Annotated in this window: 27 protein-coding genes and 1 tRNA gene; 14 read left to right on the top strand and 14 right to left on the bottom strand. The window is 46.5% G+C overall.

The features are described from left to right. Positions 1-18 precede the first annotated feature (18 nt). Positions 19-420, top strand: a complete 402-nt coding sequence (locus ABT58_RS10120) for a hypothetical protein (protein ID WP_047874288.1) — start codon at positions 19-21, stop codon at positions 418-420. Positions 421-529: 109 nt separating this feature from the next. Here ABT58_RS10120 and ABT58_RS10115 read toward each other — a convergent pair whose 3' ends face one another. The 3 genes from ABT58_RS10115 to ABT58_RS10105 form a co-directional block, all read right to left on the bottom strand. Beyond that, the gene (locus ABT58_RS10115) at positions 530-1,936 is read right to left on the bottom strand and encodes a basic amino acid/polyamine antiporter (RefSeq protein WP_047874287.1); all 1,407 of its coding nucleotides are present in this window, start codon (positions 1,934-1,936) and stop codon (positions 530-532) included. Positions 1,937-2,110: 174 nt separating this feature from the next. Then, positions 2,111-2,584 carry a cell division inhibitor SulA gene (locus tag ABT58_RS10110; RefSeq protein WP_047874286.1) on the bottom strand — a complete coding sequence of 158 codons (474 nt, stop codon included), beginning with the start codon at positions 2,582-2,584 and terminating at the stop codon, positions 2,111-2,113. A 474-nt stretch (positions 2,585-3,058) separates the two neighbouring features. Beyond that, positions 3,059-3,307: a DUF3297 family protein gene (locus ABT58_RS10105; protein WP_047874285.1), complete on the bottom strand. Its 249-nt coding sequence runs from the start codon at positions 3,305-3,307 to the stop codon at positions 3,059-3,061. A gap of 294 nt (positions 3,308-3,601) precedes the next feature. Between ABT58_RS10105 and ABT58_RS10100 the strand changes: the two genes are divergently transcribed. From ABT58_RS10100 to ABT58_RS10085, 4 genes are all read left to right on the top strand, one after another. After that, the gene (locus ABT58_RS10100; protein WP_229821764.1) at positions 3,602-4,162 is read left to right on the top strand and encodes a beta/gamma crystallin-related protein; all 561 of its coding nucleotides are present in this window, start codon (positions 3,602-3,604) and stop codon (positions 4,160-4,162) included. A 33-nt stretch (positions 4,163-4,195) separates the two neighbouring features. After that, on the top strand, positions 4,196-4,546 hold the full coding sequence (locus tag ABT58_RS10095) for a hypothetical protein (RefSeq protein ID WP_107205015.1): 351 nt from the start codon (positions 4,196-4,198) through the stop codon (positions 4,544-4,546). Between the two features lie 210 nt (positions 4,547-4,756). Then, a complete protein-coding gene (locus ABT58_RS10090; protein ID WP_047874282.1) occupies positions 4,757-5,134 on the top strand; it encodes a hypothetical protein in 378 nt (125 codons plus the stop codon). A 139-nt stretch (positions 5,135-5,273) separates the two neighbouring features. Beyond that, on the top strand, positions 5,274-5,891 hold the full coding sequence (locus ABT58_RS10085; protein ID WP_047874281.1) for a sugar O-acetyltransferase: 618 nt from the start codon (positions 5,274-5,276) through the stop codon (positions 5,889-5,891). A gap of 80 nt (positions 5,892-5,971) precedes the next feature. On the opposite strand, the gene ABT58_RS10080 is transcribed toward ABT58_RS10085, so the two are convergent. After that, positions 5,972-6,637: a glutathione S-transferase gene (locus ABT58_RS10080; RefSeq protein ID WP_047874280.1), complete on the bottom strand. Its 666-nt coding sequence runs from the start codon at positions 6,635-6,637 to the stop codon at positions 5,972-5,974. Positions 6,638-6,755: 118 nt separating this feature from the next. After that, positions 6,756-6,829: transfer RNA gene (locus ABT58_RS10075), tRNA-Gly, on the bottom strand. 207 nt (positions 6,830-7,036) lie between these two features. On the opposite strand from ABT58_RS10075, the gene ABT58_RS24305 reads away from it, so the two are divergent. The 4 genes from ABT58_RS24305 (at position 7,037) to ABT58_RS10055 (ending at position 12,293) form a co-directional block, all read left to right on the top strand. Next, complete coding sequence (locus ABT58_RS24305) at positions 7,037-7,300, top strand: hypothetical protein (RefSeq protein ID WP_189595473.1); 264 nt, start codon at positions 7,037-7,039, stop codon at positions 7,298-7,300. A gap of 264 nt (positions 7,301-7,564) precedes the next feature. Next, on the top strand, positions 7,565-8,968 hold the full coding sequence (locus ABT58_RS10065) for an aminotransferase class V-fold PLP-dependent enzyme (protein ID WP_047874279.1): 1,404 nt from the start codon (positions 7,565-7,567) through the stop codon (positions 8,966-8,968). Between the two features lie 92 nt (positions 8,969-9,060). Further along, positions 9,061-9,954 (top strand): transporter substrate-binding domain-containing protein, encoded by an 894-nt coding sequence (locus tag ABT58_RS10060; protein WP_229821767.1) that lies wholly within the window; start codon positions 9,061-9,063, stop codon positions 9,952-9,954. Positions 9,955-9,962: 8 nt separating this feature from the next. Next, on the top strand, positions 9,963-12,293 hold the full coding sequence (locus tag ABT58_RS10055) for a putative bifunctional diguanylate cyclase/phosphodiesterase (RefSeq protein ID WP_047874277.1): 2,331 nt from the start codon (positions 9,963-9,965) through the stop codon (positions 12,291-12,293). Positions 12,294-12,369: 76 nt separating this feature from the next. Here ABT58_RS10055 and pdxY read toward each other — a convergent pair whose 3' ends face one another. Then, on the bottom strand, positions 12,370-13,224 hold the full coding sequence (gene pdxY, locus ABT58_RS10050) for a pyridoxal kinase PdxY (protein ID WP_047874276.1): 855 nt from the start codon (positions 13,222-13,224) through the stop codon (positions 12,370-12,372). A 350-nt stretch (positions 13,225-13,574) separates the two neighbouring features. Here pdxY and ABT58_RS10045 point away from each other — a divergent pair, with 350 nt between their 5' ends. The 3 genes from ABT58_RS10045 to ABT58_RS10035 all read left to right on the top strand — a co-directional run bounded on the left by ABT58_RS10045 (position 13,575) and on the right by ABT58_RS10035 (position 16,382). Beyond that, positions 13,575-14,162, top strand: a complete 588-nt coding sequence (locus tag ABT58_RS10045) for a GNAT family N-acetyltransferase (protein ID WP_047874275.1) — start codon at positions 13,575-13,577, stop codon at positions 14,160-14,162. A gap of 194 nt (positions 14,163-14,356) precedes the next feature. Further along, positions 14,357-15,871, top strand: coding sequence for a peptide MFS transporter (locus tag ABT58_RS10040; protein WP_047874274.1), 1,515 nt, complete (start codon positions 14,357-14,359; stop codon positions 15,869-15,871). Positions 15,872-16,013: 142 nt separating this feature from the next. Continuing rightward, entirely contained in the window at positions 16,014-16,382 is a 369-nt protein-coding gene (locus ABT58_RS10035; protein WP_053063049.1) for a hypothetical protein, read from the top strand. Between the two features lie 98 nt (positions 16,383-16,480). Here ABT58_RS10035 and ABT58_RS10030 read toward each other — a convergent pair whose 3' ends face one another. Continuing rightward, entirely contained in the window at positions 16,481-16,933 is a 453-nt protein-coding gene (locus ABT58_RS10030; RefSeq protein WP_082211064.1) for a nitrous oxide-stimulated promoter family protein, read from the bottom strand. Between the two features lie 236 nt (positions 16,934-17,169). Here ABT58_RS10030 and ABT58_RS10025 point away from each other — a divergent pair, with 236 nt between their 5' ends. Both ABT58_RS10025 and ABT58_RS10020 read left to right on the top strand, forming a co-directional pair. Continuing rightward, on the top strand, positions 17,170-17,463 hold the full coding sequence (locus tag ABT58_RS10025; protein ID WP_039461086.1) for a hypothetical protein: 294 nt from the start codon (positions 17,170-17,172) through the stop codon (positions 17,461-17,463). Between the two features lie 322 nt (positions 17,464-17,785). Next, positions 17,786-18,430: a thiopurine S-methyltransferase gene (locus tag ABT58_RS10020; protein WP_047874273.1), complete on the top strand. Its 645-nt coding sequence runs from the start codon at positions 17,786-17,788 to the stop codon at positions 18,428-18,430. An 84-nt stretch (positions 18,431-18,514) separates the two neighbouring features. On the opposite strand, the gene purT is transcribed toward ABT58_RS10020, so the two are convergent. The 7 genes from purT to sbcB form a co-directional block, all read right to left on the bottom strand. After that, on the bottom strand, positions 18,515-19,690 hold the full coding sequence (gene purT, locus ABT58_RS10015; RefSeq protein WP_047874272.1) for a formate-dependent phosphoribosylglycinamide formyltransferase: 1,176 nt from the start codon (positions 19,688-19,690) through the stop codon (positions 18,515-18,517). 239 nt (positions 19,691-19,929) lie between these two features. Next, positions 19,930-20,820, bottom strand: a complete 891-nt coding sequence (locus tag ABT58_RS10010) for a DMT family transporter (protein ID WP_047874271.1) — start codon at positions 20,818-20,820, stop codon at positions 19,930-19,932. 147 nt (positions 20,821-20,967) lie between these two features. Next, on the bottom strand, positions 20,968-21,855 hold the full coding sequence (cdd, locus tag ABT58_RS10005; protein WP_047874270.1) for a cytidine deaminase: 888 nt from the start codon (positions 21,853-21,855) through the stop codon (positions 20,968-20,970). 200 nt (positions 21,856-22,055) lie between these two features. Next, complete coding sequence (locus ABT58_RS10000) at positions 22,056-22,736, bottom strand: CidB/LrgB family autolysis modulator (RefSeq protein ID WP_047874269.1); 681 nt, start codon at positions 22,734-22,736, stop codon at positions 22,056-22,058. Beyond that, the gene (locus ABT58_RS09995) at positions 22,733-23,074 is read right to left on the bottom strand and encodes a CidA/LrgA family protein (RefSeq protein ID WP_047874268.1); all 342 of its coding nucleotides are present in this window, start codon (positions 23,072-23,074) and stop codon (positions 22,733-22,735) included. Before ABT58_RS09995 ends, ABT58_RS10000 begins: the two co-directional genes overlap by 4 nt. 188 nt (positions 23,075-23,262) lie before the next feature. Beyond that, complete coding sequence (locus ABT58_RS09990; RefSeq protein ID WP_047874267.1) at positions 23,263-23,826, bottom strand: helix-turn-helix domain-containing protein; 564 nt, start codon at positions 23,824-23,826, stop codon at positions 23,263-23,265. A 228-nt stretch (positions 23,827-24,054) separates the two neighbouring features. Continuing rightward, positions 24,055-25,474 (bottom strand): exodeoxyribonuclease I (sbcB, locus tag ABT58_RS09985; protein WP_156168821.1); only part of this gene is annotated, 1,420 nt, incomplete at its 5' end.

Here is a 25,474-nt window from a genome sequence, read left to right as displayed (position 1 = left end):
TTTCTTTTAGGGATGATTATGGAAACATTCGTTGAATTCTCAAATAACAGTAATGTGGTGTTTAATTACACTTCATTCTTGTCAGCATCTTGCAAGCAGGAAGTTACATTGATTGACGCGCTGAAAGCGCTGATCCCTTCTTTTGAGGTGGCACGTCACAGCGCATTGCCTACTGATGGGCTCTCCGCTTCAGAGAAGTTGCAGGAGCAAGCATTGAAAGTGCTTTCTACCAGTATCAGTGATACCAATAACCTGATCCGACTCTTGCGATTGGCACGAGCAGATAAGATTGATGAAATTACTATTCAGTTGCCTTATTCACTGGATGAAGACCAACTGTTGGAAATTGAAACCAAAGCCACGTGCAAGATCATTTTACTTGATGAGGATGGTGAGCTTCTGCGTGCGCACATTATCTAAGTGGAATAAGCGTTCTTTTCCCCTTCTCGTAGGGGATGACAGTTAAAAAGCCAGCGGATGCTGGCTTTTTTGTATGCAATCACAGGTGTGACGGGAGTAAACAGCCGGTTTATACAACGCCTTGCCAGAGGAGTGTGCCGGCGAGGGTGGCAGTGATGATAAGTAACGCAACGCCCATTCTCTCTCTATGGTTAAAGGGGGCTTCGCCTTGTTCTTTTTTCGCCTGTAAGTAAAAGAACAAGCCCGGGACATACAAGATGGCAGAAAGGAGCAAGTAATACAGGCCTGACGCATACAATAACCATAGGCCATAGCTGGTCGCCCCTAATCCGACGGCCATTAATCCGCCGCGATCTGCTCGCTCATAAGCCAATTTCAACGTGTATGCACCGACGAGTAAGTAGGGCACCAGGATCATCTCGGAAGCAATAACCAGCAAGGTATCGTAAGTGCTGCCCGCCAGATACACGATGACCAAACACACTTGTATGCATCCATTGGTGAGCAATAAGGAATTAACCGGTGTTCCTGCGTGATTTTGTCGGGTGAAATGTTGAGGGAACATGCGGTCTTGTGCGCCGATAAAAGGCACCTCTGCGGTGAGTACTGTCCAGCTAAGAAATGCCCCGCAGACAGAGATCAACAAGCCGATCCCAATAATGATGGTTCCTGCCGGACCTAAAATGGTCGTTAACACTTGCGCCATAGACGGATTGGCGAATTGCGCCAATTCATCATGCTTAACCACGCCCATAGACAGTAATGTAACACTGACATAAATAAACAGTGCCGTGATAAGTCCCAGTATCGTGGCTCGCCCAATATCCCGACGGTGTTTAGCGCGTTTAGAGACAATGACCGCTCCTTCAATTCCAATAAACACCCAGACGGTGATCAACATTGTGCTTTTGATCTGCGCTAACAGATTACTGGCATTACCTTTATGTAATCCGCTGAAATCAAACGTGAATGTGTGCCAGCGAAAGGCAATACATGCGAAAACAATGAATACGCCTAATGGGATCAGCTTGGCGCAGGTCGTAATGAGATTCACTGTTGCCGCTGTTTGTATGCCGCGCAGTACCAGTGCATGCACTGACCACAGCAGTATCGAAGAGCCTATCAGTGATAGGAAGGTATTACCGGCACCAAAGAGGGACAGATCGGGTTGATCAAACAGCAAACCTAAGGTGCCAAAGACGATCACCAAATAAGAAACATTGGCGAGCATGGCGCTGAACCAATATCCCCAGGCCGAAAAAAAGCCGACAACATGCCCAAAACCGGCTTGCGCATAACCAAACACACCACTTTCAATCTCTGGTTTAAGTTGCGCAAGGTATTGAAAGGAGAGCGCAAGAAAGATCATGCCGATCCCTGTGATGATCCAGCCGATCATCACGGCAAGTGGACTGGCAACGGCGGCCATATTTTGCGGCAGACTGAATACCCCAGCACCAATCATCGAACCGATCACCAATGCCGTTAATGTACCCAGCCCGAGCTTTTTTTCCATAACAAGATCCTATACATGCCGTGAGGGATCTATTAAAGGTATACCAAATTACAGAACGGGGGCGTCAGGGAAACGAAACAGGGCAGGCAGAAAAGTCGTCATGCTATCAACATGTTCAAAGATAGCATGACGAAGGGGGGAGTGAGGCTGAGTTTGGTATCAGCGAGGCGTTGTTCAGTGAAAGTTCACATGGCCTTTACTGTTTGGATTTAACACAAATGCATAGCTGTTACTGCGTTCCGCTGCCGCGCGGATGGCATGTGATGAAAAGTCACCGATGTGGCCAAGTGCGATCACGGCACTGCAATTGTCACTGGCCAGCGCTTTTTCCATGAGAGCTTGATCAGACAAGCCTTTCTTATGCGTCAGAACCAGTACTTTATTGATATCGACGCCTGCGTTTTTAAGCAGACGTTTATCGATTAATGCGTCTTGGCCAATGAACATGATCCAACGGTTTTGTTGGCTGGCTTGCTTCAGAATACGCAGGAAGTAAGCCAGTTGCGTTTGCATTTCAGTGTTAAAACACACTTCAATCGGGCAGTTAACCGCTTGTGGAGTGATGGCATGCTCTTGCGAGAAAGCCATGCTTGCCTTGTATGCCTGTGATACTGAAATTGACTCAAGGTTGTTGTAGAAAGCCGTCATAGTCCATCACTCCAAGATAGTGTTTATTTATACATACTGTATGTGCGTACAGTAGTTTTTATTGGACCTCATTGCAAGCATTTTTAACGACACAATTGATAATAAACCGACGCGACAACCGATGAAAATGCCGCAATCAATATTAAAGTATTGATTTTTATGGATAAAAACATAGTCATCAAAATGATCTAATATTTTTCTATTTTGAGTATTATGCGATCGCCATCAAGATCAGAGAAGGATATACAGTATAAAACCCCTGTATAACCAGTACTGTATACAGTGCTTTATACAGGTGTCTGTACAGGTAAAGATCAGTTTTGTTCGATAAGAAGGATAGAGATGAAAAACTGGTGTAAAAGTGAAATGAGCGATCTGGTTGATAGGGCGAAGAAAGCGGACGGAGATAAAATGCAAAAAGGGTCTACAAATGTAGACCCTTTTTCATAGATGAGTGTGATGCAAGGCAATCACTTACTTGTAGAATGCTTCTACAGTGCCTTTTAGTGTGATCAGCAGAGGCTGGCCACGACGGTCAAGGGCTTTAGGAGAAGGGATTTTCACCCAACCTTCACTGATGCAGTATTCTTCAACATCGAAACGCTCTTTGCCGTTCAGACGGATGCCAATGTTGAACTCGAAACATGCCGCTACGTGGTGTGGGCTACGTGGGTTACCAGATAGGCGATCCGGTAGAGCTGGCTGCGATGTAGTATCAGTCATCTTCATTGCTTCTATAAAATAAATAGTGCGCCATTGTAGTCAATCTGGCAGGTATGCTCAATAGTCATCAGAGCAAATCCCCCCATTATATGAGGGCAATAATCTATTGATCAGGCTTACGAAAATGTGCAGGGTAAAAGCGGGGTCAGGCATAAAAAGAAAGCGGGCCAAAGAATGTAGTTTCAGTCTCAGTTTTATCATGCATCTGAATGCACGTATGTGCATAATGCGTGTTGCGGCTTACTATGTTTTCAACGACACAAGTGCTTTACAGGCCAATAGGCAGAGGAACCCATGAGAAATAAAATGATGCGTTGTCTTGTCACGGCGGTGATGGGATTGGGTGTGTTTTTTGTTCCACTATCAGCAAATGCAGAGGTGAAACACTACTCAGGCCTAAAGGGAAAAGTCTATGTTTGTACGTTAAAGCCGTTTATGGATGTCTATGCCGATGTGGGTGTAACGGAATCCTTTGCTCGGTACAAAGTAAAGCAGCGATGTGAACAAGCGCAAGGTGAAGACAGTCTGTTTTGCAAAGAGAAAGAGGCTGTATGTATCACCACTTCTTTGTTTGGTGAAGAGGAGTTAGAACCGACGACACCCAAGCAACTGATGATTTATAGTCAACTTAATCTGCGGGGTAAAGCGGTCGCTATTACCCATGATGAGCCGGATTTGAGTGACTTTCAGTTCAATGATGCGTTGTCATCCTATTCTGTACCGCCAGGTTGGATTGTGCGTTTTTATGAAGGTAAACATTATACGGGGGCGTTCTATACCCGAAAGGGAGGAAAAGGGAATGCAACGGATTTTGATAATACCGTAAGCTCTATCCGCGTACTGACGTCTTATTAATGACGGATTATTAAACCTATTTTACGACTGATTATGAACTCAACATTATACAGAAACACTGTTCTCTCGCTGCTTATTGCAGGTGTGTTGTCCGCCTGTGCAAGCACAGAAGAAGAAAAACCGAGAGAGTTTGAATGGATCGCGCCATCGGGCATGGTAGCCAGTGAGCGTACGATAAAAATGGTTAAGCATACTTGTCAATATGATGAGAAACGCGAGCAATCTCGTCACTTAGTCGGACAGGCTTTGGAAAAGCATCAGGAAGATGCCGATGCTAATGAAATGGAAGTGAACGCGCTGATTAAACAAGCCAAAGAATTATTGCGTGAAGGGGCGACGTGCATGCGCAAACAAGGGTATTTAACACGAGAAAAGCGTTCATGATGGTGAAGGGATTCAGTGAGACTGGTAGAGTAACAGACTGATTTTTGTCAAAAAAATGACGAACTGATGTTCAACGCCTCAACTATTAACTTCGTCAATTACAGGCTTTTCATTTCAATATTTATGTCACTCGCAGAATAGAAATGGGACAAAAACCGCCTATTAGGCATGTGATTATTATGCTTTATTATCAAAATCACAGTTATTTATATGACGAATCGTGGTTTGGTTTTGATGCTACAAAATATTGATATGACATTGGCGGGATTGATTGCAGGGGTACTGGTGTTCTCTGTGATATCCATTAAAGTTGCCGCCCGCTTATTAAATGTGGACATTCCCGGATTGATCAAAAGCCTCTTTGCCGTGACAGTGTCACTGGGTTTATCTGTGGCAGCGGCATATTTTATCGGGGATATGGTCATGGCCTCCTTTGTGGCTATCGCAATAAGCAGTGCCATTTTTACCGTTGTTTTCAGTGTGAATACCATCGTTGGTTTTACCTTGGCGGTGACCAATGTCATCGTTCAACTCGGCTTTATTGTGATTGGTGCGACGCTGGGCTTTGTATTGAGTGCAGCGATATAAGCTCACTCATTCTCTCTGTGCATTCATGGTATGTCTGCCTCATTTAATGGGGCTGGGTGCACGTTTTTTCATCAATAATATATGCTTATCTCATTGATTATCATAGGCTAATACAAATTTCTTGTGAGAGTCATCATCCATGAGCCAAGATTTATCAGATTTTTCTTATCATACCCCCATCACACCCGAACTGTTCGCAGAACAAATGGCCGTAAAAGAAAAGTTATATGACTTTAATGCATTACGTCCTTCTGACCATGAATCACAAGCTGCTTTACTCAATGATCTGCTAGGCAGCCATAATGGCGCACATATCGTTGCCCCGTTTTATTGTGACATGGGGAAAAATATTCACTTCAAATTGGGCGGCTTTCTTAACGCCGGAGTGAAAATTTTAGATATGGCACCCGTGACGTTCGGTGAGCGGGTGTTGATTGGTCCGAATGTGGTGATCTCGACAGCAAGTCACCCACTGACACTGGCTGAAAGGGTATTGCCTGTAGCGCCTGCGAATCCGATTGCCATTGGCGATAATGTATGGATAGGGGCAGGGGCCGTTATTCTTGACGGGGTGACGATTGGCGATCGTGCCGTGATTGGTGCAGGAAGTGTGGTCACGAAAGATATTCCGGCGGATGTGTTGGCTGTCGGGAACCCCTGTAAAGTGATCCGTACCATCGAACAGCCACCGTTACCTTCCGATGAAGCACTGGATGAGATGTGGCGGCCGGTTATCGAAATGTTCGGTGAAATGTGATCGTCGGGAATAGAGAGGAGAGCATCATGGTCTGATGTATTCGGCGTATGATCAGGGTGAACGTTGCCATATGAATGGTGTTATTGAAACATGCACGGTTCGTCACCCTCTTGCCATACCGGATAAACGCGCATGGCTGCCCCATAGACAGGATGGGCGTATAAATTCGTCAGCCATTGTTGAATATGATGCCAGGCCATGTCGCGGTACCAGGGTTTATCGACACGGGAAAATTGGCGAATAAAAGGCAATAGTGCAAAGTCAGCAAGGGTCGGTCGTTCCCCCATTAAGTAAGGCGAGGCAATTAACCGAGACTCAAGGTATTCAATAAACGGTAAACAGGCCATCCTGTCAGCCTCTTCTGAGGCGGTATGGTAGCGGGCGGAATGTTTGAAGGCTTCCAAAGCAGGAATGAAGCGGTTATCACATTCGGCAATCAGGCTGAGTGTGTCGTGAAGTGCATCGGATGTTTGAGATTGACCCGCTCTTATCAACAAATCGTCAGGATCGTTCTGTGCTAATGCCCAACGCATAATATCCAAACTCTCTTCAATGATGTCACCCGATGGCAGGACGACGATCGGTACCGTGCCTTTTGTGGATATTTCCAGCATTGCGGGCGGTTTATTTTTCAGCTTTACTTCCCGCAATATGACGGGCTGCCGGGCAAATAGAAGTGCAATACGCGCCCGGATACAATAGGGGCAGCGACGTAAAGAATAGAGAATAGGTAAAGTATTCGGCATCGTATTTTCCGTCCCTGGCAGCCAAAATTATCTAATAACGATAGAGTCATTACGCTGGGGTGTAAATCTATTTCAAAAGGAAAATAAAAAGCGAAGGGGTAGATTCTGGGGAAGAGGTTGGAGCGGATAACGGGAATCGAACCCGTGTCATTAGCTTGGGAAGCTAAGGTAATACCATTATACGATATCCGCTTCATTCAGTTTCTGTACTGGACGAAATAGATATTAATGGCGATGCTTGTATAACAGCAATACATCAGGGCTTAAATTGTTATACAAATCACACTTTAAGCCAATATTGATCGTATTGGGTAAAAAAACAATGATTAATCGATGAAAAAATAAACAATTAATCATAGTGTTACCATTAAGATAATTGAGCAAAGCAGAGGTAAATATATGGTACAGGGGCGAAAAAAAGCAGGTTGGCAGGTAATGGCAGTGCTGGCGGGCTCTATGGTACTGATGGGATGTGGCGAAGCACCTGCGCCATCTGGCAAAGTCGGGGCTGATGAAGATGCACACGGCTGTAAAGGATCAGCCGGATATACCTGGTGTGAAAAAACCAATCAGTGTGAGCGTCCTTGGGAATTGGCTGAGAAAGAGAAATTTGAAAATACTGAAACAGCCTTTAATGCATATTGTAGCGTAAAGAATAATTAATTCTGACTGTCAATCTCTTGAAAAGCCCATTGTGTATGCAATGGGCTTTTTTTTATTTTTATGGGGCGATATTACCTGACAAATTATAAGCAGTTTATTGATCGCATAATGTGCGATTGATTAAATGATAGTCATAATATTTGCTGTAAGAATGATTTTTGCTGGTAATTTAATAATTCGTTTTTACATTTGGTAACACTTTATGCTTTATTGTCGGTGAAATTGGGTATTTTCTTACTATTAAAGACACAAGGAGAGTCGTTAATGAGTCACCATGATTCAACATTGAAAAATCCAAATCGCCGTCGTTTCTTACAAGGCACCGCCACTGTGGCCGCTGTTGGGCTGACGAGCAGTGTGTTTAGTCAGTCTGCTCATGCAGATGAATGGGAAGACAGCTGGCAAGCGTCACACAACGACAGACACAATAAACGCTTCTGGCGTGATGTGCAGCAGCAGTTCGTGTTGGACAAAAGAACGACATACATGAATGTGGGTACCACTGGTTCAATGCCCAAGCATGTACTGAAAACGTACAACAAAAATAACCAGCGAATCGCCAAAGATCCGTGGGATTTGGGTGGCCGATTTGGTGAATGGCCACACATGACGGAAATGATTAACGATGTGGCAGCCGGTTTTGGCGCAGAACCGTATGAGTTGGTGCTAAGCCGTAATACCACCGATGGTCTGTGTACCATTATTAATGGTTTGGACTGGCGTGAAGGGGATGTCATCCTGACGACCCACCATGAACACATTGCAGCCACATCACCGCTTCATGTTGTGAAAGAACGCTTTGGTGTAGAAGTAGTTGAAGTGCAGTTGCCTGTGTACACCGGCAGCGAAGATGTGACGGCCGAGGATTACGTGGCGGCCTTCAGGGACGCGTTGAACACACACAGCAATGTCCGCTTAATGGTGTTCTCTCATATTACCTATAAAACCGGTACTGCATTGCCCGCGAAGCAACTGTGTGAACTGGCAAAAGCCTATGCTGTACCGACGCTGGTGGATGGTGCGCACACAGTGGGAATGATGGCGGTTGATCTGCATGACATGGATTGTGATTTCTTCTCGGGATCTGGCCATAAATGGCAGTGCGGCGCAGGGGCCACAGGTATTTTGTATGTGCGAGATAATGCCACCCGTTTAGCCGAATACTGGTCAGATCGTGCTACGCCACTGTGGTTCATCAACTCCTCTCTAGCCACTTCTGCCGATTCCGGCACACAGCTTCCATTGCAATACATTGGTAACGATAACTATCCAGCGAAGCAAGCATTGGTAGACAGTTGCAAAATGTGGGATGATATCGGTCGTAAGCGCATTGAGAATCGTGTGTTAGGGTTAAAACACCTGTGCCAATCACGCTTGAAGGCAGCCATGCCCGATGCGTATTTCTTCTCGCCGGATAAGGAAGATCTGGCCAGTGCGATCACTACGTTTAATCCATTCGGTTTATATGATGGTGAGAGACTGACCACGTTCCGTGATCGTTTACGTGAAGAATATGGATATATCGTTCGAACCACAGATTTCAGATTGTACAAAGAGGACACTGAAAATGTGTACGCATTGAGAATTTCGACCCATCTCTTCCATGATGAAGACGATGTGAAAGGCTTAGTGCGTGCAATGCATGCGTTATACCGACAAATGAACTAAGTGGGCATCGACGGCGCCAGGGTGTCTGGCGTCGTCAGTCAGTAGGTGACGGCTTAATGATGGATATATTAAAAAAGAACGTAAAAAAATGCATGACCATCGCATTGGTTGTCTCTGGTGTATTGTTTAGCGCATTCAGCCATGCGCGAGACTTAGCCGATATCAAAGAAGAAGGCGTACTTCGCCACATTGGCGTTCCGTATGCCAACTTTATCTCCTATATCAACAATGGCAGCATCCATTCGCTCAGTGGGTTAGATGTCGAGATCGTCAAAGGGTTCGCGGATCACCTTGGGGTACGCTACGAATTTATTCCGGCCAGCTGGACCAATGTGATTGGCAAACTGACCGGCCAGCAAACCGAATTCACCGATAACAAGATCGTCAAGGGTGGGAGCGTGGCGCAGGAAGGGGATATTATCGCCAATGGCGTTACCGTACTGCCGTGGCGCACACAGCTTGTCTCTTTCTCTTATGATTACTTCCCGTCAGCCGTGTGGCTCGTGGCGCGAGCGGATTCAGATTTACAACCCATCCAACCAAGTGGCTCAACAGCACAAGATATTTTCACCGTCAAATCGCTCATGAAGGGGCGTAACGTACTGGCCATGGAGCACTCGTGCTTGGATCCCAATCTGTATGATTTGTACAACACACAAGCGAATATCATTATTCCCACCCATGCAAGAAAGTTGAGTGAAATGGTGCCCGCTATTTTGAATAACGATGCAGAAACGACATTGTTGGATGTCGCAGATACGTTAATTGCGTTAGAAAAATGGCCGGGTGAAATTAAAGTGATTGGTCCTGTATCCGAAGAGCAGCGTATGGCGGCAGCATTTCGCAATGATTCGCCTGAATTACGAAAAGCATTTAACCAATATTTGACACAGATAAAAAAAGACGGCACGTATAATGCGTTAGTAGAAAAATACTATCCATCTGTATTTTATTTCTATGACAGTTATTTTAATGGAAATAGATAAATTGGGTTATGAGTAAGAAAAGACAAAAGCTATCGAGTAGCAATTTAATTATTTTAGCTGCAGTATTACTCGCGACCTATCTCATTTTGATTTTGGCAGTAACCAACTTAGGTCAGACACGTCTGATTGAATCACAACAACGGGAGCTTAACTTAAAAGTACAAAGTTATGCGACTATGTTGGAATATTTCTTTTATGTGACTGATGACGAGATTGCCAATCTCAGCCGCAGCAAATCGATGCAGACCTACTTTGCCAATCTGGCTTCGGGCATGTCGATGCAATATGGGTTGGGTGCCAGTTTATATAAGCTGGATAAAGACTTAACCGAAATGGTTAACCATACGGATGTGCACGGGTCTGCTGTCTATCAGCGCATCAACCTGTTAGGGTTTGACGGCCGCGTGATTGCCGGTACCGACGATAAAAAGGAAATGGATGTGAACAGTCACGATTATCTGGCAACGGACGATCGTGATTTTATGTTACGTGCGGTGCATCAAGATGATGGCATGCATATCGAAATGGTCAAGAAAGTGTACTACTCCGGTAAAGCGGTGGCGTACTTGATTGTCGATATCAATAAAGAGGTCATCATTAAGCAATTAACGACACAAGAACATGAGGGGAGCCGCAGTCGCATTGAATTAGTCGAAGGTAACAAAGGGATCTTTGTCTGGGATTCATTATTAACGACTGCAGAAAGCCATTCGCAAAAGTTACTCACCAATAAGATTTACTTTGAAACACCGATTGCTAATACCCCTTTTCAATTGAAAAGTTGGTTTGAGCCGCTGAATGAGAAAGACATTATTACCTCAGGGTGGTTTATTGCCGGGATTTCCTTCCTTGCCGTGCCGGTGTTCTTTGGTCTGATTTATACCTTCAGAGTGAATAACACCAACATTATTTTGCGCACCAAGGTATATGAGAGTAACAAGAAAAAGAAAATCTTATTCCAGCAAAATAAACGCTTGGTAAAAGAGATTGAGAAGCGCAAAGAGTCAGAGCAAAAACTCGCGTATCAAGCCACGCACGATGCACTCACCGGATTGCCTAACCGTAAGTATGGTTATGAGCAGCTCGAAGATTTGCTGTATCGGGCCAAAGTCAGAAATACCCAGTTCTTGGTGATGTTTATTGATTTAGATAATTTCAAGCATATCAATGACAGTCTTGGCCATTTAGCGGGTGACTATATCCTTAAGCAAAGTAGCCTGCGATTGCAAAGCGCAATTCGTGAGAAAGATATTCTGGTGCGCTTAGGGGGCGATGAGTTCCTGTTGGTGATTGACGATGCGGATGTCGACAAAGCGACGGAGTTGGCTGCAACCTTATTGGCGTTGTTTGAAAAACCGTTTATCTGGAGTGGACGTGAATTCTTCATGTCGAGCAGTATTGGTATTTCTGTGTACCCGGAAGATGGTCACAACATTCAGCAGTTATTAGCGACCGCCGATACGGCGATGTACCGTGTGAAACAGGATGGTCGCAATGCATTCCATTTCTATCATGAGGCGATGAATACGGATTTGCAGCGCAAACTGGATCTTGATGGCCGTTTGCGTCAGGCATTGGGGAAAGGGGAGTTGGTGATTTTCTATCAGCCGATCATCGATCTGCAAACCCATAACATTGTTGCCGCAGAAGCGTTACTGCGCTGGCAGGATAAAAAGTACGGTTCTGTTTCGCCGGATGAATTCATTCCACTGGCAGAGCAAAATGGCTTTATTCATAAGCTAGGGGACTTTGTTATTAAACAGGCCTGCCAACAAGCCGCGCAATGGCAGTCGATTCAGCCACTTCAGATCGCGGTGAACTTTTCGAGTGTACAGTTCCGTTATTGCGAGCAGATTTGCCATCAAATTGAACGGGCACTGGCTATCTCAGGATTGCCTGCGGATAAACTGGAAATTGAAGTCACGGAAAGTCTGTTGTTTGATCACAGCAAAGCGGTCGTTGCACTGCTTGAGAAGCTGCAAGCGTTAGGCACGCAACTGACCATTGATGATTTTGGTACGGGGTATTCGGCGCTGAGTTATTTGCAAAAATTCCCATTCCACCGCTTGAAGATTGATAAGTCGTTTCTGCAAAATCTGGATACCAATGCGGCGAATCGGGAATTGGTGAATGCTATTGTTGCGATGGCACAGGCGTTGAAGTTGACCGTTGTCGCGGAAGGGATTGAGTCCCAGTGGCAGGCAGAGCATCTGCAAAAAATGGGTTGTGATTTCGGGCAGGGGTATTACTTTAGCCGTCCGGTGCCGGCAGAGGAATTTGAACAGTTATTACTAAACATGAATACGGCTGAGCCGGTTTCTGTGATTGACCAAGCGTAACCGTTAAGTCACACATAATAAAAAAGCGAGCAACGTAATGGTTGTTCGCTTTTTTGTTTGATCGATCAAATCAATATTACAGTGCTTTTAGCGTGAACGTTTCTTTTGGTTCAACGATCTCGTTTTGTGCGGCGATAGTTTGCAGTTCCCACTCGCCACGGTCGCTGGTGGCTTTCAGTACGGCGTAACAAGCATCGTTACAGTGTGCAAACGCATCGACTGCGTTATCGCGAGCCAGGAATTGACCGGTAAATAGGGCTGAGATCAAATCACCCACGCCAACAGGTTGCTTGTCGAATTCAAGGTGTGGACGTTGTGCTAACCAACAGCCTTCCTGAGTCGCCAGCATCATTGAGAACATCTCATCCGATACACTGTGCAGGTGTTTCACCAGTACCATCTTAGGGCCTTTAGACAGCGCTACCTGACACGCTTTGATCGCGTCTTCCAGGTTGTTGATTTCCATATCGGCAAATTGGCTTAATTCAAACTGGTTAGGCACGATAATGTCAGCCATTGGCATCAGGGTGTTGATCAGGTGTTCTGCGATACCTGGTGCCACGATACAGCCTTTGTCTGGCGCGCCCATCACAGGATCACACACATACAGTGCATTTGGGTTCGCCGCTTTCACTTGAATTACCGTGTCCTGAATAGCAAGACACTGCTCAGCACTGCCTTGGTAACCACTTAGAATGGCGTCACAGTTTTGCAGCTGACCAATCGCAGCCATACCCGATACCAGATCCGTAATGTCGCTGGCTTGAAATGCACGGCCAGTCCAGCCTTCTTTGTATTGGGTGTGGTTAGAGAACTGAACGGTATGAATAGGCCATACCTCAAACCCCATGCGTTGCAGAGGGAACACTGCTGAACTGTTGCCAGCATGGCCATACACAACATGCGACTGGATAGAGAGAATACCTTTCATAATTAAAAATCCTGTTGGGGTATGTTTAGATCAAACGATAATAATGTGACTTGACCCTCATCACAATCAATTCTACATAAAATGTAATATTTCATAATCATAGGTCATTCTTTTATCGCTTAATGGCATTGTTTTGCATCTAACAGCGATAATTTTCATGCTGATGGCTGCATATGGAGGGAAATCGTCGCGTTTTTTTGCCACAAGAGATTATGCGTCAAGCTGGTGGTAAACTGAAAAACGGATGGTAGACAGATAGATAAACAGATAAAGATAAACAGAAAGACACGCTGCCGAAAGCGGCACAGCAGGAATCGCTGAAACAAAAATAGCAGTAGAAGGAACCAACGATGACATCTCCCATTGTGACGCTAGAAACCGAACGGCTGATATTACGCGGCTGGAAAGCGGATGATTTTCCCGTGTTTGCAGCCATGACAGCCGATCCCGCTGTGATGCGCTATTTTCCCCATTGTTTATCAGAAGACGAGAGTAACGCCCTGGCGAGCCGCATTCAGGGATTATTACTGGAACGGGGTTGGGGATTCTGGGCCGTCGAGCGCAAAGATAGTGGTGAGTATATTGGTTTTGTGGGCCTGCATACGCAAGATGAAACAGTCGCCATTCCAAACACGCCGCTGGTTGAAATAGGCTGGCGTTTAAGTGCCGCACATTGGCAGCAGGGCTTTGCGAGTGAGGCGGCGCAGGCGGCATTAGCTTTTGCCTTTGATACCCTTCAACAGCCTGAGGTGTATGCGTTTACGATCTTGAGTAATACGCCTTCGCGTAAAGTGATGGAAAAGATTGGTATGAGTAACACAGGGGAAGACTTTGATCACCCCAAACTGTTGTCCTATCCCGACACTGTGAAGCGCCATTGCCTGTACCGAATTACGCAAGCAGAATGGGCTAATAAAAGCCAAGTTAATGGCATGTAATTTTGATACTTATTGTTAACTCAATTCAAGGTGTTGGTATTTGGATTTATTTCAAAATAATCTGCATTAAGATCACAACCAAGCAATATTTATCTTCTGCGCTACGCAGAGTATGTAATTAATTGCATCTGATCATAAAATGTTCAATGGCAAAGTGCTAGCTTCTTCGGTGCATAGTATTGAAGGAGTAAAGTATGCAAGATGCAAATGCTAGATTTCCGTTTATAGCCAGGGTGTTAATCTTTCGTCAGTTTTTATGGGGTGCCGCGTTCTATGGTACCTATGTATTGCTGACGAAGTTTTTCTTGGATGAACTTAACTACAGCGAAGCGGATACCATCATGATGATGGGTGCTTTCGGTGCAGTTGGCCCTGTTTTCTCTGCTGTCGGTGGGTTTGTTGCTGACCGCTACCTGGGTTCTTTCCGCGCCGTTTATATCGGTTACACCGTGTATACGTTCGGCTTTTTCCTGCTTGGCTTTGGTGCCAGTAACTTAAATGTCCCACTCAGTATCTTCGCGATTGCTTTGATTGGTTATGCGCGCGGATTGTCAGCCACCAGTCCGACAGTCTTGCTGGGGAATTCCTATTCGGCAACAAACCGTGAGGCTTTCCAGCAAGGTTTGACCATCAACTATTCATTGAACAATTTAGGGTCATTCTCTTCTAAATACCTATTCCCGTTTTTGGTGGCGTACTTGGCTTACCAAGGCAACTTCTATATCGCAGCGGGCATCATGTCGATTACTCTCGTGTTGTTTGTGCTGTTTAAGCAGCAATTTATCGCCGTGGGTAACGACCTAGACCGTCAACCTGTTAGCAGCAAAGTGTGGATGGGTTTTGTGGTGGGCTCCGCCGTCATGTTGGGCTTGGTGTATTGGGTATTCTCAAACCTGGATGCCGGTAAATACTTGCTGTATGCCTTAGGTGTGGGTGCGATTGGTTACTTCATTTATGAAATCACCAAAGCGACACCGTCTTATAAATACAAGATGTGTGGTGTGTTGATCACCATCTTCATCATGATTGTCTTCTATTTTTATTACGGACAAATGCTGACCTCAATGAACATCTATGCCATCAATTTGATGGGAGATCAGTTGTTTGGCTTAATTCCAATTCGTCCAGAATCAAATGCGGCGTTTAACCCATTATGGTGTTTTGTGTTGGGTGGACCGGTGATTTATGTCTACGGTTGGTTGGAGAAAAAAGGCTTCTCGCCATCGATTCCGACCAAGTTTGCAGCCGCGTTTGTGTTCAGTGCGATTGCTTTCTCGTTGTTGGGCTTTTCAACGCAGTTTGTCGGCGTAGACGGCAAGATCTCTGCAAACTGGATTTTGTGGGTGCATTTCTTCCAGTCACTGGCGGAATTGATTGTGGGCGCATTGGGCGCGGGCTTCATTTTTGAAATGGTGCCACGCTATCTGTCAGCGTTCTCAATTGGTTTGCGCTCGGTTGCCCTGTCGCTAAGTGGTATTTTGGCGGCGGTGATTTCTACCCGTATTGCTCTGCCAAAAGATCAGGTACTGACACCCGAGATCATTGAAAACGTTTACGCGAGCTATTTCTTTAATTTGGCCATACTGGCGGTGGTGATGGCGTTTGTGACGTTAGCCCTGTCAAAAGTGATTGCGTCGTTGATCCACAAAGGGGAAGCGTTAGAGAAAGAAGAGTTGGCGAATAGCGATAAGCCAGCAGCGCAGCACTAATCTGCTACGCACATTTTGCAATCTTAAACGCCAGTTTTGACTGGCGTTTTTATTTTTGTGATAAGCTGAGGTTAAAGGTTATTGCCGTATATATTATCCACCGTATAAACAATCGACATAATCAACGTCAGAGGACTACAGCGTGAAACAACACGTCAAAGCATTGGCTATCGGGCTCGCATTATTTTCATTAGCCGGATGTGGTGAGAAATTACAGATCACTGCGACGCCAGTAAAAGGGGTTGAGACGATTCAATACCAGGATGCACAGTTAGATGTGTATTGTGAAACCGGTATCTGCCAATTCGATTTAGGCGCTAACCAAGATATCGACTTGCAGGTGAACATGCATTACACCCAAGCGAAACCGTTTGAGAAAATCGAAGGGGTGAGTGTGACTGGCAAAATGGGCTCATCCGTGAAAATGTTGGGCAATAATGCCTTCCAAGTGTCGCTAGAGGGCAAGGCGCCACCGGCTACGCTACAAATTGTCGATTATTACCGTAACTGATCACCGAACGCCTTGCGTTAAGGTATCAATACAATGCCAGAGAAGGGACATAACCTATGTTGTGTCCCTTTTTTCATTTTACTGAGATGTTTTGTTATTCACTGGGACGAGGTATTGCGGGAAGCGGCGGCTTTGCGCTGGTGGCGGTTAGATGCCCCCGGTGCTGGTTTATCTGGCACCGGTTTTCTGTCTGCCACTAAATGACGAATGGCCAGAATAGGGTGGTGTACAAGCATTCTTGGGCCGGCGTAGCGCATAATGGTGCGTGATTTTTCTTTGTAGTCGGCTTTGTAGCAATGAATCGGGCAGATCTTACATGTCGGTTTGGCTTCACCGTAGGGACAGCGATCAAGGCGTGTATGGGCATACTGGAGAAAATGTCGGCAATCGTCACACAGTATTTGGGTGTGATGGTGATGTTGGCAGTAAATCGTGACCATGGCTTTGAGTGTGCGGTATTCCACCGCGAGTTTCCCCAGCAAGGTGGGCCATGTGTTTTCATTGGTTAAAATGTCATCGGTGAGAAGGTGAGCCCGCTGTTTTTGTACCATGTCGGCGATCTCCAAAGCGTTATCATTGTGTTATTTTATCTCATAAGTTGCATTTGTGATATATCTTCTTTTTGCTTAAAAAATATGACGCAAATCGTGATTTTCATGATAATTGCGTACTTACATGTTAAAAGAAGGAAAAAAACGCATCATTCTGCTAAGAATCCGCCTGCTATGGCTTGATTTCACCGGTTTTGAGCAGTAGTATCCGCTCCTCTTTTTTTGTGGTGGTGTATATGAGCAGATTTGAGTGCCTAGAAAGAATCGTCGAGGAATATCGCAAGAAAGTTCGCGACGCGGAGTTTAATAAACAGAATGACAGTGAAGTCGCTAAAGTGTTGGTTCTGCTTGTTGGAAACTCTATGTTCAGCTTGGCAGATGAATTTGCAGATTGGGTAAATCGTGGTGGTGATCGTAGCTACGGTGGTAAGTTTTTCGTATCTAAGCAATTGATGACATTGCTTGAGCCAGTAACTTTCCGTGGTGTCACTGTTCGCCGTGACTCGATTAAGCTATTCCGAATTTCTTAATTCAATAGCAATATCGTTTATTCAATGACTTTCATAAAGAAAAATTGAAGAACAGATTTTTAGCTGATGTTTGCCTGGCAAGTCTCAGCTAGCATTAAAGGGTACTTCGGTACCCTTTTTTGTTTTTTAGCCTTCCCTGATTTTCCTCCGCTTGCTCCGTCTCTGTTGAAAATAGCGCTTTATCGCTGTTCCATTCGCTCAAACTTAGTTTGTTTGCTTTTATCGATGTATTCGGTTGTGGGCGCCGTGCCACACAGGTCGCTATATCCGGCGAACTTTGGTATAAAGCGTGCAGTCAGTCATAAAAAGAGAAATAACGACAATGGATGCAGAATTTTGGCATAGCCGTTGGGCACAGAACCGCATTGGCTTTCACCTTGATGAAGTGAACCCGATGCTGACGCAGTATTGGCCTGCGGTAAATGCAACCCGTGAAGAGGTGGTATTGGTGCCGATGTGTGGTAAGTCAGAGGATTTGACTTGGTTAGCACAAAAGCATGACAACGTCGTGGGTATTGAATTGAGCGATATTGCGGTGCGCGCATTCTTCGCTGAGCATTTCTATACGCCAATGGTGACCGCGTTAGGTAACGGGCAGACCCTGTATAATTTCGATGAAATCAGCATTTATTGCGGCGATTACTTCACCACGCAAATTGATCCTGTGGATGTGGTGTACGACCGTGCGGCGTTAATCGCTATGCCGGAAACGCTACGTCGTCAGTATGCTGATAAATTGCTGTCTATGGTAAAACCGGGTGGCCGTATTTTGCTGATCACGCTGGATTACCCACAGCATGAAATGGATGGCCCTCCGTTCTCTGTACCGGCAGAAGAAGTGGAAGCATTATTCAGCGGTTGTCAGGTACGTCGACTAGCACGTGATGAAAAAGACGAAACCCATCCGCGTCGTCAGCAGGGCATTACGCGTTTTGCGGAAGAAGCCTGGCTGATCGAAGTGAAGTAATTTCGACGCTGCTTGATACAGTAAGCTTGCAGAAAGCAGAAAGGCGCCGTGTGGGCGCCTTTGTTATATGCGGTGATATTCGACTCAGTAAATCACTTTCACAGACGCTGCGGTTTCTACGGCTTCTTCTACCGCGTGTGCAATGCTATCACGGCGCGTTAAGGCCACACCCAAACGGCGCTCGCCATTGATTTCAGGCTTACCAAACAAACGTACCTGCGTATTCGGACGGGCGAGAGCTTCTGTCAGATTATCAAAGCGAATGTCTTGTGATACGCCGTGCCCCAAAATTACTGCAGATGCAGAAGGACCATATTGGGTGATGCTGTGGATCGGCAATCCTAAAAATGCGCGGGTGTGCAAGGCAAACTCAGAGAGCTCCTGCGAGATGAGGGTGACCATGCCGGTATCGTGTGGACGCGGAGAGACTTCGCTAAACAGCACCTCGTCGCCTCTAATGAACAGCTCCACGCCAAACAGGCCATAACCGCCTAATGCATTCACGACCTTCTCAGCCATCGCCTGAGCCGCTTTCAGGGCCGTTTCTGACATCTGCTGTGGCTGCCAGGACTCACGGTAGTCACCGCCTTCCTGACGATGGCCGATAGGGGCACAGAAATGCACGCCATCGACAGCACGTACGGTCAGTAGGGTAATTTCGTAATCAAACTCAACAAAGCCTTCCACAATCACGCGACCGGCACCTGCACGGCCACCTTCCTGCGCGTACTGCCATGCAGCGGCAATGTCTTCTGGGGTTTTAATTACGCTTTGGCCTTTGCCTGATGAGCTCATGATGGGCTTCACCACACACGGTGTACCGATACGCTCTACCGAGGCAACAAAATCATCGTATTGATCAGAGAAAGCATAAGGGGAGGTAGGAATAGACAGTGTTTCAGCAGCAAGGCGTCGGATGCCTTCGCGGTTCATGGTCAGCTTGGTGGCATTGGCCGTAGGGACCACGTTGAGGCCTTGTGCTTCTAACTCAACCAGTGTGTCAGTGGCGATGGCTTCAATTTCCGGTACCACGTAATGCGGCTGCTCTTGCGCAATGATGGCTTTTAGTGCGTCACCATCGAGCATATCAATCACATGGCTACGGTGTGCAACATGCATAGCGGGGGCATCGGCATAGCGATCCACGGCAATCACTTCCAGTCCCAAACGTTGGCATTCAATAGCGACTTCCTTTCCAAGTTCGCCAGCGCCAAGAAGTAATACGCGGGTCGCCTGTGGGCGGGTTGCAGATCCTAACATGACATTCCTTACTGGGTTGATGCTGAAATTGCAGCAGATCATACAGGATTTTATTTGTCACGCAAACGTTTGCTATTTCGTTTTTATTGATTACCGGTAGGAATGGCGACAAAAGCAGCGTATCGGTGACGGGTGATGATTCTGTGTCCGTTATCGGCATGCAATCTGGCAAATGAAAGACATAAAAAAGCCGCTCGAAAGCGGCTTTGATGTGCATGAGGCGGGTGAGGGCAGAAGTGTTATGCCACTGCCTTGCTGCGCTTCTTGTTTTCCCATTGGGTAATGAAAGCGACAGAGCCAATGATGATCGCCGCACCCAGCCATAAACGGCCTGGTGGTGCCCAGCCAAAGACAACCCAACCGGCTAAGACGTTTAGCGGCAGTTTGGCATGGTCAAACGGCTGAACAAATGAGGCATCTGCCACCGCATACGCTTTAGCAATCGCCCACTGTGCCAGTGCTGTCAGTACACCAGCCGCAATCAGCAGACCCCACGTCATTGGCGCGCTTGGCATCGTAAAATCAGGCAATGCCAAGAAAATGTTGAACGGCGTGATCAAAATCAGCAGATACACCACCATGGTGGTGGGTGAATCGTAAGCCGACATTTTCTTTACCATCAGTGAATAACTGGCCCAGAAAAACGCCGCACCGACAGGCAGCAGGGTTGCCCAGTTAAATTCGTCTGACCACGGCTCCAGAATGATCATGGCGCCGATAAAGCCCGTTAATGTCGCAATCCAGCGGGCGGTACCGACTTTCTCTTTTAACAGCAAGCCAGAACCAATGGTGGCAAACAGTGGGGACGTCATCAACAATGCGATGCCTTGCCAGATAGGTACCGGATAAGCCAATGCCCACAGCCAGAGTTGGATCCCGATCACCGATAAAAAGACGCGGAAGCAATGCATGCCAAAATGGTCGGTTTTCAGGGCGTTACGCAAGCCAAGGGAGCGAAGCCAAGGGAAAATCGCAATCAGTGCAATAAAGTATTGGATCAGTGCCACAGTGGTGGAAGGCAGATGAAAATACATGCTCAGGTACTGCGCCAGGCTATTAACCAAGGCGAAAGCCAGTCCTGCAGTAAGCATCCAGCTTGCCCCTTGCAGCGGGTGATGTTGGTGTGACATGAATGGGTGATTTCATTAAGTTAAAAACGCAAAAATCATACTCCTGCAGCGGGGGAGATGGAATACATTTCTATAGAATTCGATTTTTAGACATAAAAAACCGCCAAACGGCGGTTTTTATAAGGTTATCGAGCCAATCTGTGCAAATTAGACGGCTAAATATGTCAGCGGGATGTCGGCATTCAATGCGTTCAACGCCTGCTCGGTATTCGCACGGTGGCTGATCGTGCTGCCGGCTTTTTCAACCAACGCGGCTTCTGTCACGTCAGACAGTGGATAGCCCGCCATGTTCATGTTGATCAACGCCACTTGCAATGGTGGCAGACTTGGGTTGAATGCCGCGTTCTCCGCGTACATACCCACGAAAATATCACCCTGACGGTTTTTCACTGCCACACCGGCAAAGTTGTTGGTGTAAGGCGCGTGCGCACGGTTTGCAGCGTCACAAGCAGCTTGTACCAATGCATCCGTTGTGTCGCACACCATGCCGTGGTTCACGTCGGTTAGCAGGGCATCTGTGATGTTCAGATCAGCCGGGCCAAATGACTCAGGCAGGTACGCTTGCAGCGTCATGGCATCACGCTGAGGTAATTGCACGACGAGCTCTTTGGCTGTTGTCAGCTCATTCATGAACTGGCGACAGTGGCCACAAGGACTGTAGTTAATGGTAATGTCTTTTACGCCGGTTTCGCCTTTTAGCCACGCATGGCTAATAGCAGATTGTTCTGCATGCACACTTTGGGCAAGTGAAGTGCCAACGAATTCCATGTTCGCACCGAAATACAGGGTGCCGGACAGGCCACGTACAATGGCACCAACATAGAAATTTGAAATAGGGGCAACAGAATAAGCGGCAGCAAGGGGAAGTAATGCAACACGTAACTCACTGTCAGACAATTGCGTCTTCGACAGCAGTTCAGCGAACACTTCAGGGCTAAGCGTGGCATCAAAATTGTCAGCTTCTAATACCGGTTTGATGGCAGCGGCGATGTCTGCCGGTAGAGCGCCTAAAGCATCCTTTACTTTAGTGTGCATGAGTTATCACTCCGTCTTGTGTATGGAGAAATATTGTAGGCGGAGTGATAACAATTGTGTGTGATCCAGATCACACTAACTATTTGATGTTTTCATCTGTTGCATAGTTGGGAGTCGAGTCACACGATTAAAAAAAAGATTCATCTATTTAATCAATCAGTTAAGCATGTATTCGATTACTTGCACATTCTCACAAACTTTTATGAGAAGAATTTCATTAGCAACGGAAAAACGAGAGGTGCAAGGATTGATGTCATCACACCGCAGATCACTAAGGCCAGCGAACTGAATGCGCCTTCTTGGTAATCCTCTTCCGCCGCTTTCGCGGTACCCAATGCGTGAGATACCGTCCCCATGGTCAGGCCTTTTGCAATTGGAGCCTTCACACCAATCAGTTTAAACAGCGGATAACCAAATACCGCACCAAACAGACCCGCCAGAATCACCATGATTGCCGCCACAGACGGTACGCCACCAATTTGTTCAGACACCGCCATCGCAATCGGCGTGGTGACGGATTTTGGCAAAATAGAAGCGGTTAACTGCGCATCCGCCCCCATTAACAAGGCAATCGACGCACCGGTTAGCATTGATAACACGCTACCAATGAAACAAGTGGTGAGGATTACTTTCCATTTTTGGCGAATTTGGCTCAATTGTTCATACAGCGGGAAAGCCAGTGCAACAACGGCGGGTTCTAACAACGCATTGATCACTTTGTTTTGTTCAAAGTAGGTTTCATACGGTACATGCAGCCACATCAGCAGCGGAATGATCACCAGTAAACAAATCAACAGCGGATTAAAGATCGGGTGCTTGATGAATTTTGTCAGGTAGCGAGCACCATAAAAAACAACCAGGGTAGTGAGTAGCCAGATCATTGTTGTTCCTTATAGTGTGTTGCAATGCCAATCACCACAAACACGACGACACTGCTGCCGATAGTGCTTAAAAGAATGATTAAGCTGTTGTTCTGAATCAGGTCGAGGTAGTTGATTAAGCCAACACCGACCGGCACAAATAACAGGGCCATGTGTTTGATCAAAAGGTGGCAACCCGGCTGTGCCCAATGTGCAGGGATCAAGCCTGTCGAGAGTGATACAAACAGAAGTAGCATGCCAATGATGCTGCCAGGAATGGCGATGCCGCTAAAGTGCTGTATGCCTTTACCAATCATGAGGCACACGAAAATGATTAAAAAGGAGCGAAGATATGCCATGAGCCCTTCAGTGTTTATCTGAGGAAATTTTATTTATCATACAAAATAAGCGTGATCTAAGCCACAGAAAATTTGTTGGGATTGTTGTGGGTATCATCGGTGACGATCATGCTTCGTATTGCGTGTTATTGCATGGAACAGAAGTGAAAAGCATACCGTTTTTTGAGGAAAAGCGTGCGTGACTGGGGCTAATCTGAGGCAAAGATCATAGCGACACCCGCTAAAGCGAGTAAAAGAACAGAGATCTTGTGTAAGCGGCTGTGTTTAACGATGTCCTCTGTCGGTGATGATTCCGGCTCGCTGGGTTCAGGAGGTGGCTCATCAGAGGATGAATCATGGGATTGATGGATCTTCCGGCACGCTTTATCCGGTAAAGGCACCCGAAACCCGTAGTGAGGCACCGCTTCAATGGGGATCGCCATCATGCCTTGGCGTTCTAGCTTGCGGGTCAGCGATTTAAAAATGGTGTTTAAGTCGTAATGGTTGGTGTGACAATCCTCGTACGGGTCAAGTTGCACAAACGTTTTGTCATACAGGGATTCCGGGCTGATCACCTCACCCGCGCAGTAACATAACACTTCCAACAGGCGTGACTCATGCACGGTGAGCGAGGTGTCTGGGCGGGAAGGATCAGGGAGGGCAGTATGCTCGATCGCATTGCTGTTGTTTTCACGCCACACAAGTAAACGCAAATCCGGTTCAAAATCGACCGTCGGAAAACGGTAACAGCGGGTCAGGGTTTGTGTTGTCATAGCTACCACATTAATGACGACGGCTATCCTTGATAGGGCTTGTGTGCGTACTCCTTACAGTCAAAAGTGTGATTGCAGAAGCAATGTTCTGCAATGTCAATGTTAGGATAATGTCTTATAAAAAATCCCCTTGGCACATCATGCGCAAGGGGATTGTAAATTTATCCGATTTATCTGTTGTTTAGCCGAAGGGAAACCCGATGTTGGCACAACAGAGATGCCGAAAAATCAGACCAGCGACGCCACGTAATCGTACACCGCTTTCAAGATCTTCATGTTCTTTTCGCTGCCTTGGTGTTCATAACCCAGTGCTTCGAGGTTTTGCGTGTAAGCAGGCAGGTTTTCTTCAAAGAAGTCCTGACAGTAATGTTTCCACTGTTGCTGTTCTTTGTAATCCAGCGTCATTGGGAAGTTACGTGCACGGTAACGGAACAGTAGCGGCTTAATGCGCTTATCACTCACGTTTAGCTCAAACTTCGCCAATTCTTCCGGTGACGCCTTACGGATGATATCCATGGTTGAACGATCAGCGGTAGAGAAGAAACCCTCATACAGCTGTGCATCCACATTGGTGTTTTCAGCGTATTCACGATCTTGGCTGTAAATGGTCAGCAATTTCTCACGGACTTCCGGGTGTTCTTTCAGCATTTTCAGGTGCTTCAAACACAGTTCGCGATCAATACCGATACGCGCGGCATCTTCAGCGCGCAATGTTTTCGCTGGTGCCAATACCGGACACTTATTCAAATGCACCAATTTAAGCGGTACAGGCAATTCATCCGGGCCTAAATCAATACGTTTGGTGTACAGACGCTCACGCAGCGCATCGGCATCCATTTCCAGCAGTGGGGTAGGATCCATCGCCAAGTTCACAGTGATCACCGCGTTCTTGTTATCCGGGTGCCATGCCATTGGCACAATCCAGCTGGTGTTGCCACACTCAGAGCCAAACATGCCAGACACGTGCATCAAAGGTGTCATGTCGACAATGTCGATCAGCTCTTGCAGTTTGCGTTTATTGCGTAGTTCAAAGAAGTAGTTGAACAGTTTCGGCTGGTTTTGCTTAACGATTTTGGCCAGCTCAATGGTCGCGTATACGTCCGCCATCGCATCGTGTGCGTTAGCGTGTTCAATACCGTTCGCTACAGAGAGGTTTTCCAGCTTAAAGCTCGGGAAGCCTTCTTCATTGGTTGGCCAGTTAATGCCTTCCGGACGCAGCGCGTAACAGGTGCGCATAATGTCCAGCAAATCCCAACGAGAATTGTTGTTCTGCCATGCCCACGCATACGGGTCATAGAAGTTGCGGTATAGGGTGTAGCGGGTGACTTCATCGTCAAAGCGAACGTTGTTGTAACCAATCACACAGGTGTTTGGCTTAGACAGTTCATCATGAATGCGGGCGATAAATTCGGGTTCAGACAAGCCTTCCTGGTGGGCTTTCTGTGGGGTAATACCGGTGATCAAACACGCTTCAGGGGAAGGCAAGTAGTCAACAGGCGGCTTACAGTAAATCACCAGTGGTTCACCGATGATATTCATGTCCATATCTGTGCGCACCCCAGCAAACTGGCAAGGGCGATCAAGAGAAGGCGAGGCACCGAAGGTTTCGTAATCAAGCCAAAACAGGGTCGGTTCGTGCGTATTATTC

The sequence above is a fragment of the Photobacterium aphoticum genome, from assembly GCF_001029435.1.
In the GTDB taxonomy this organism is placed as follows: Bacteria; Pseudomonadota; Gammaproteobacteria; order Enterobacterales; family Vibrionaceae; genus Photobacterium; species Photobacterium aphoticum.
The sequence above is the reverse complement of the archived record's forward strand: the minus strand, read 5'-3'. Positions and strand labels throughout refer to the sequence as shown.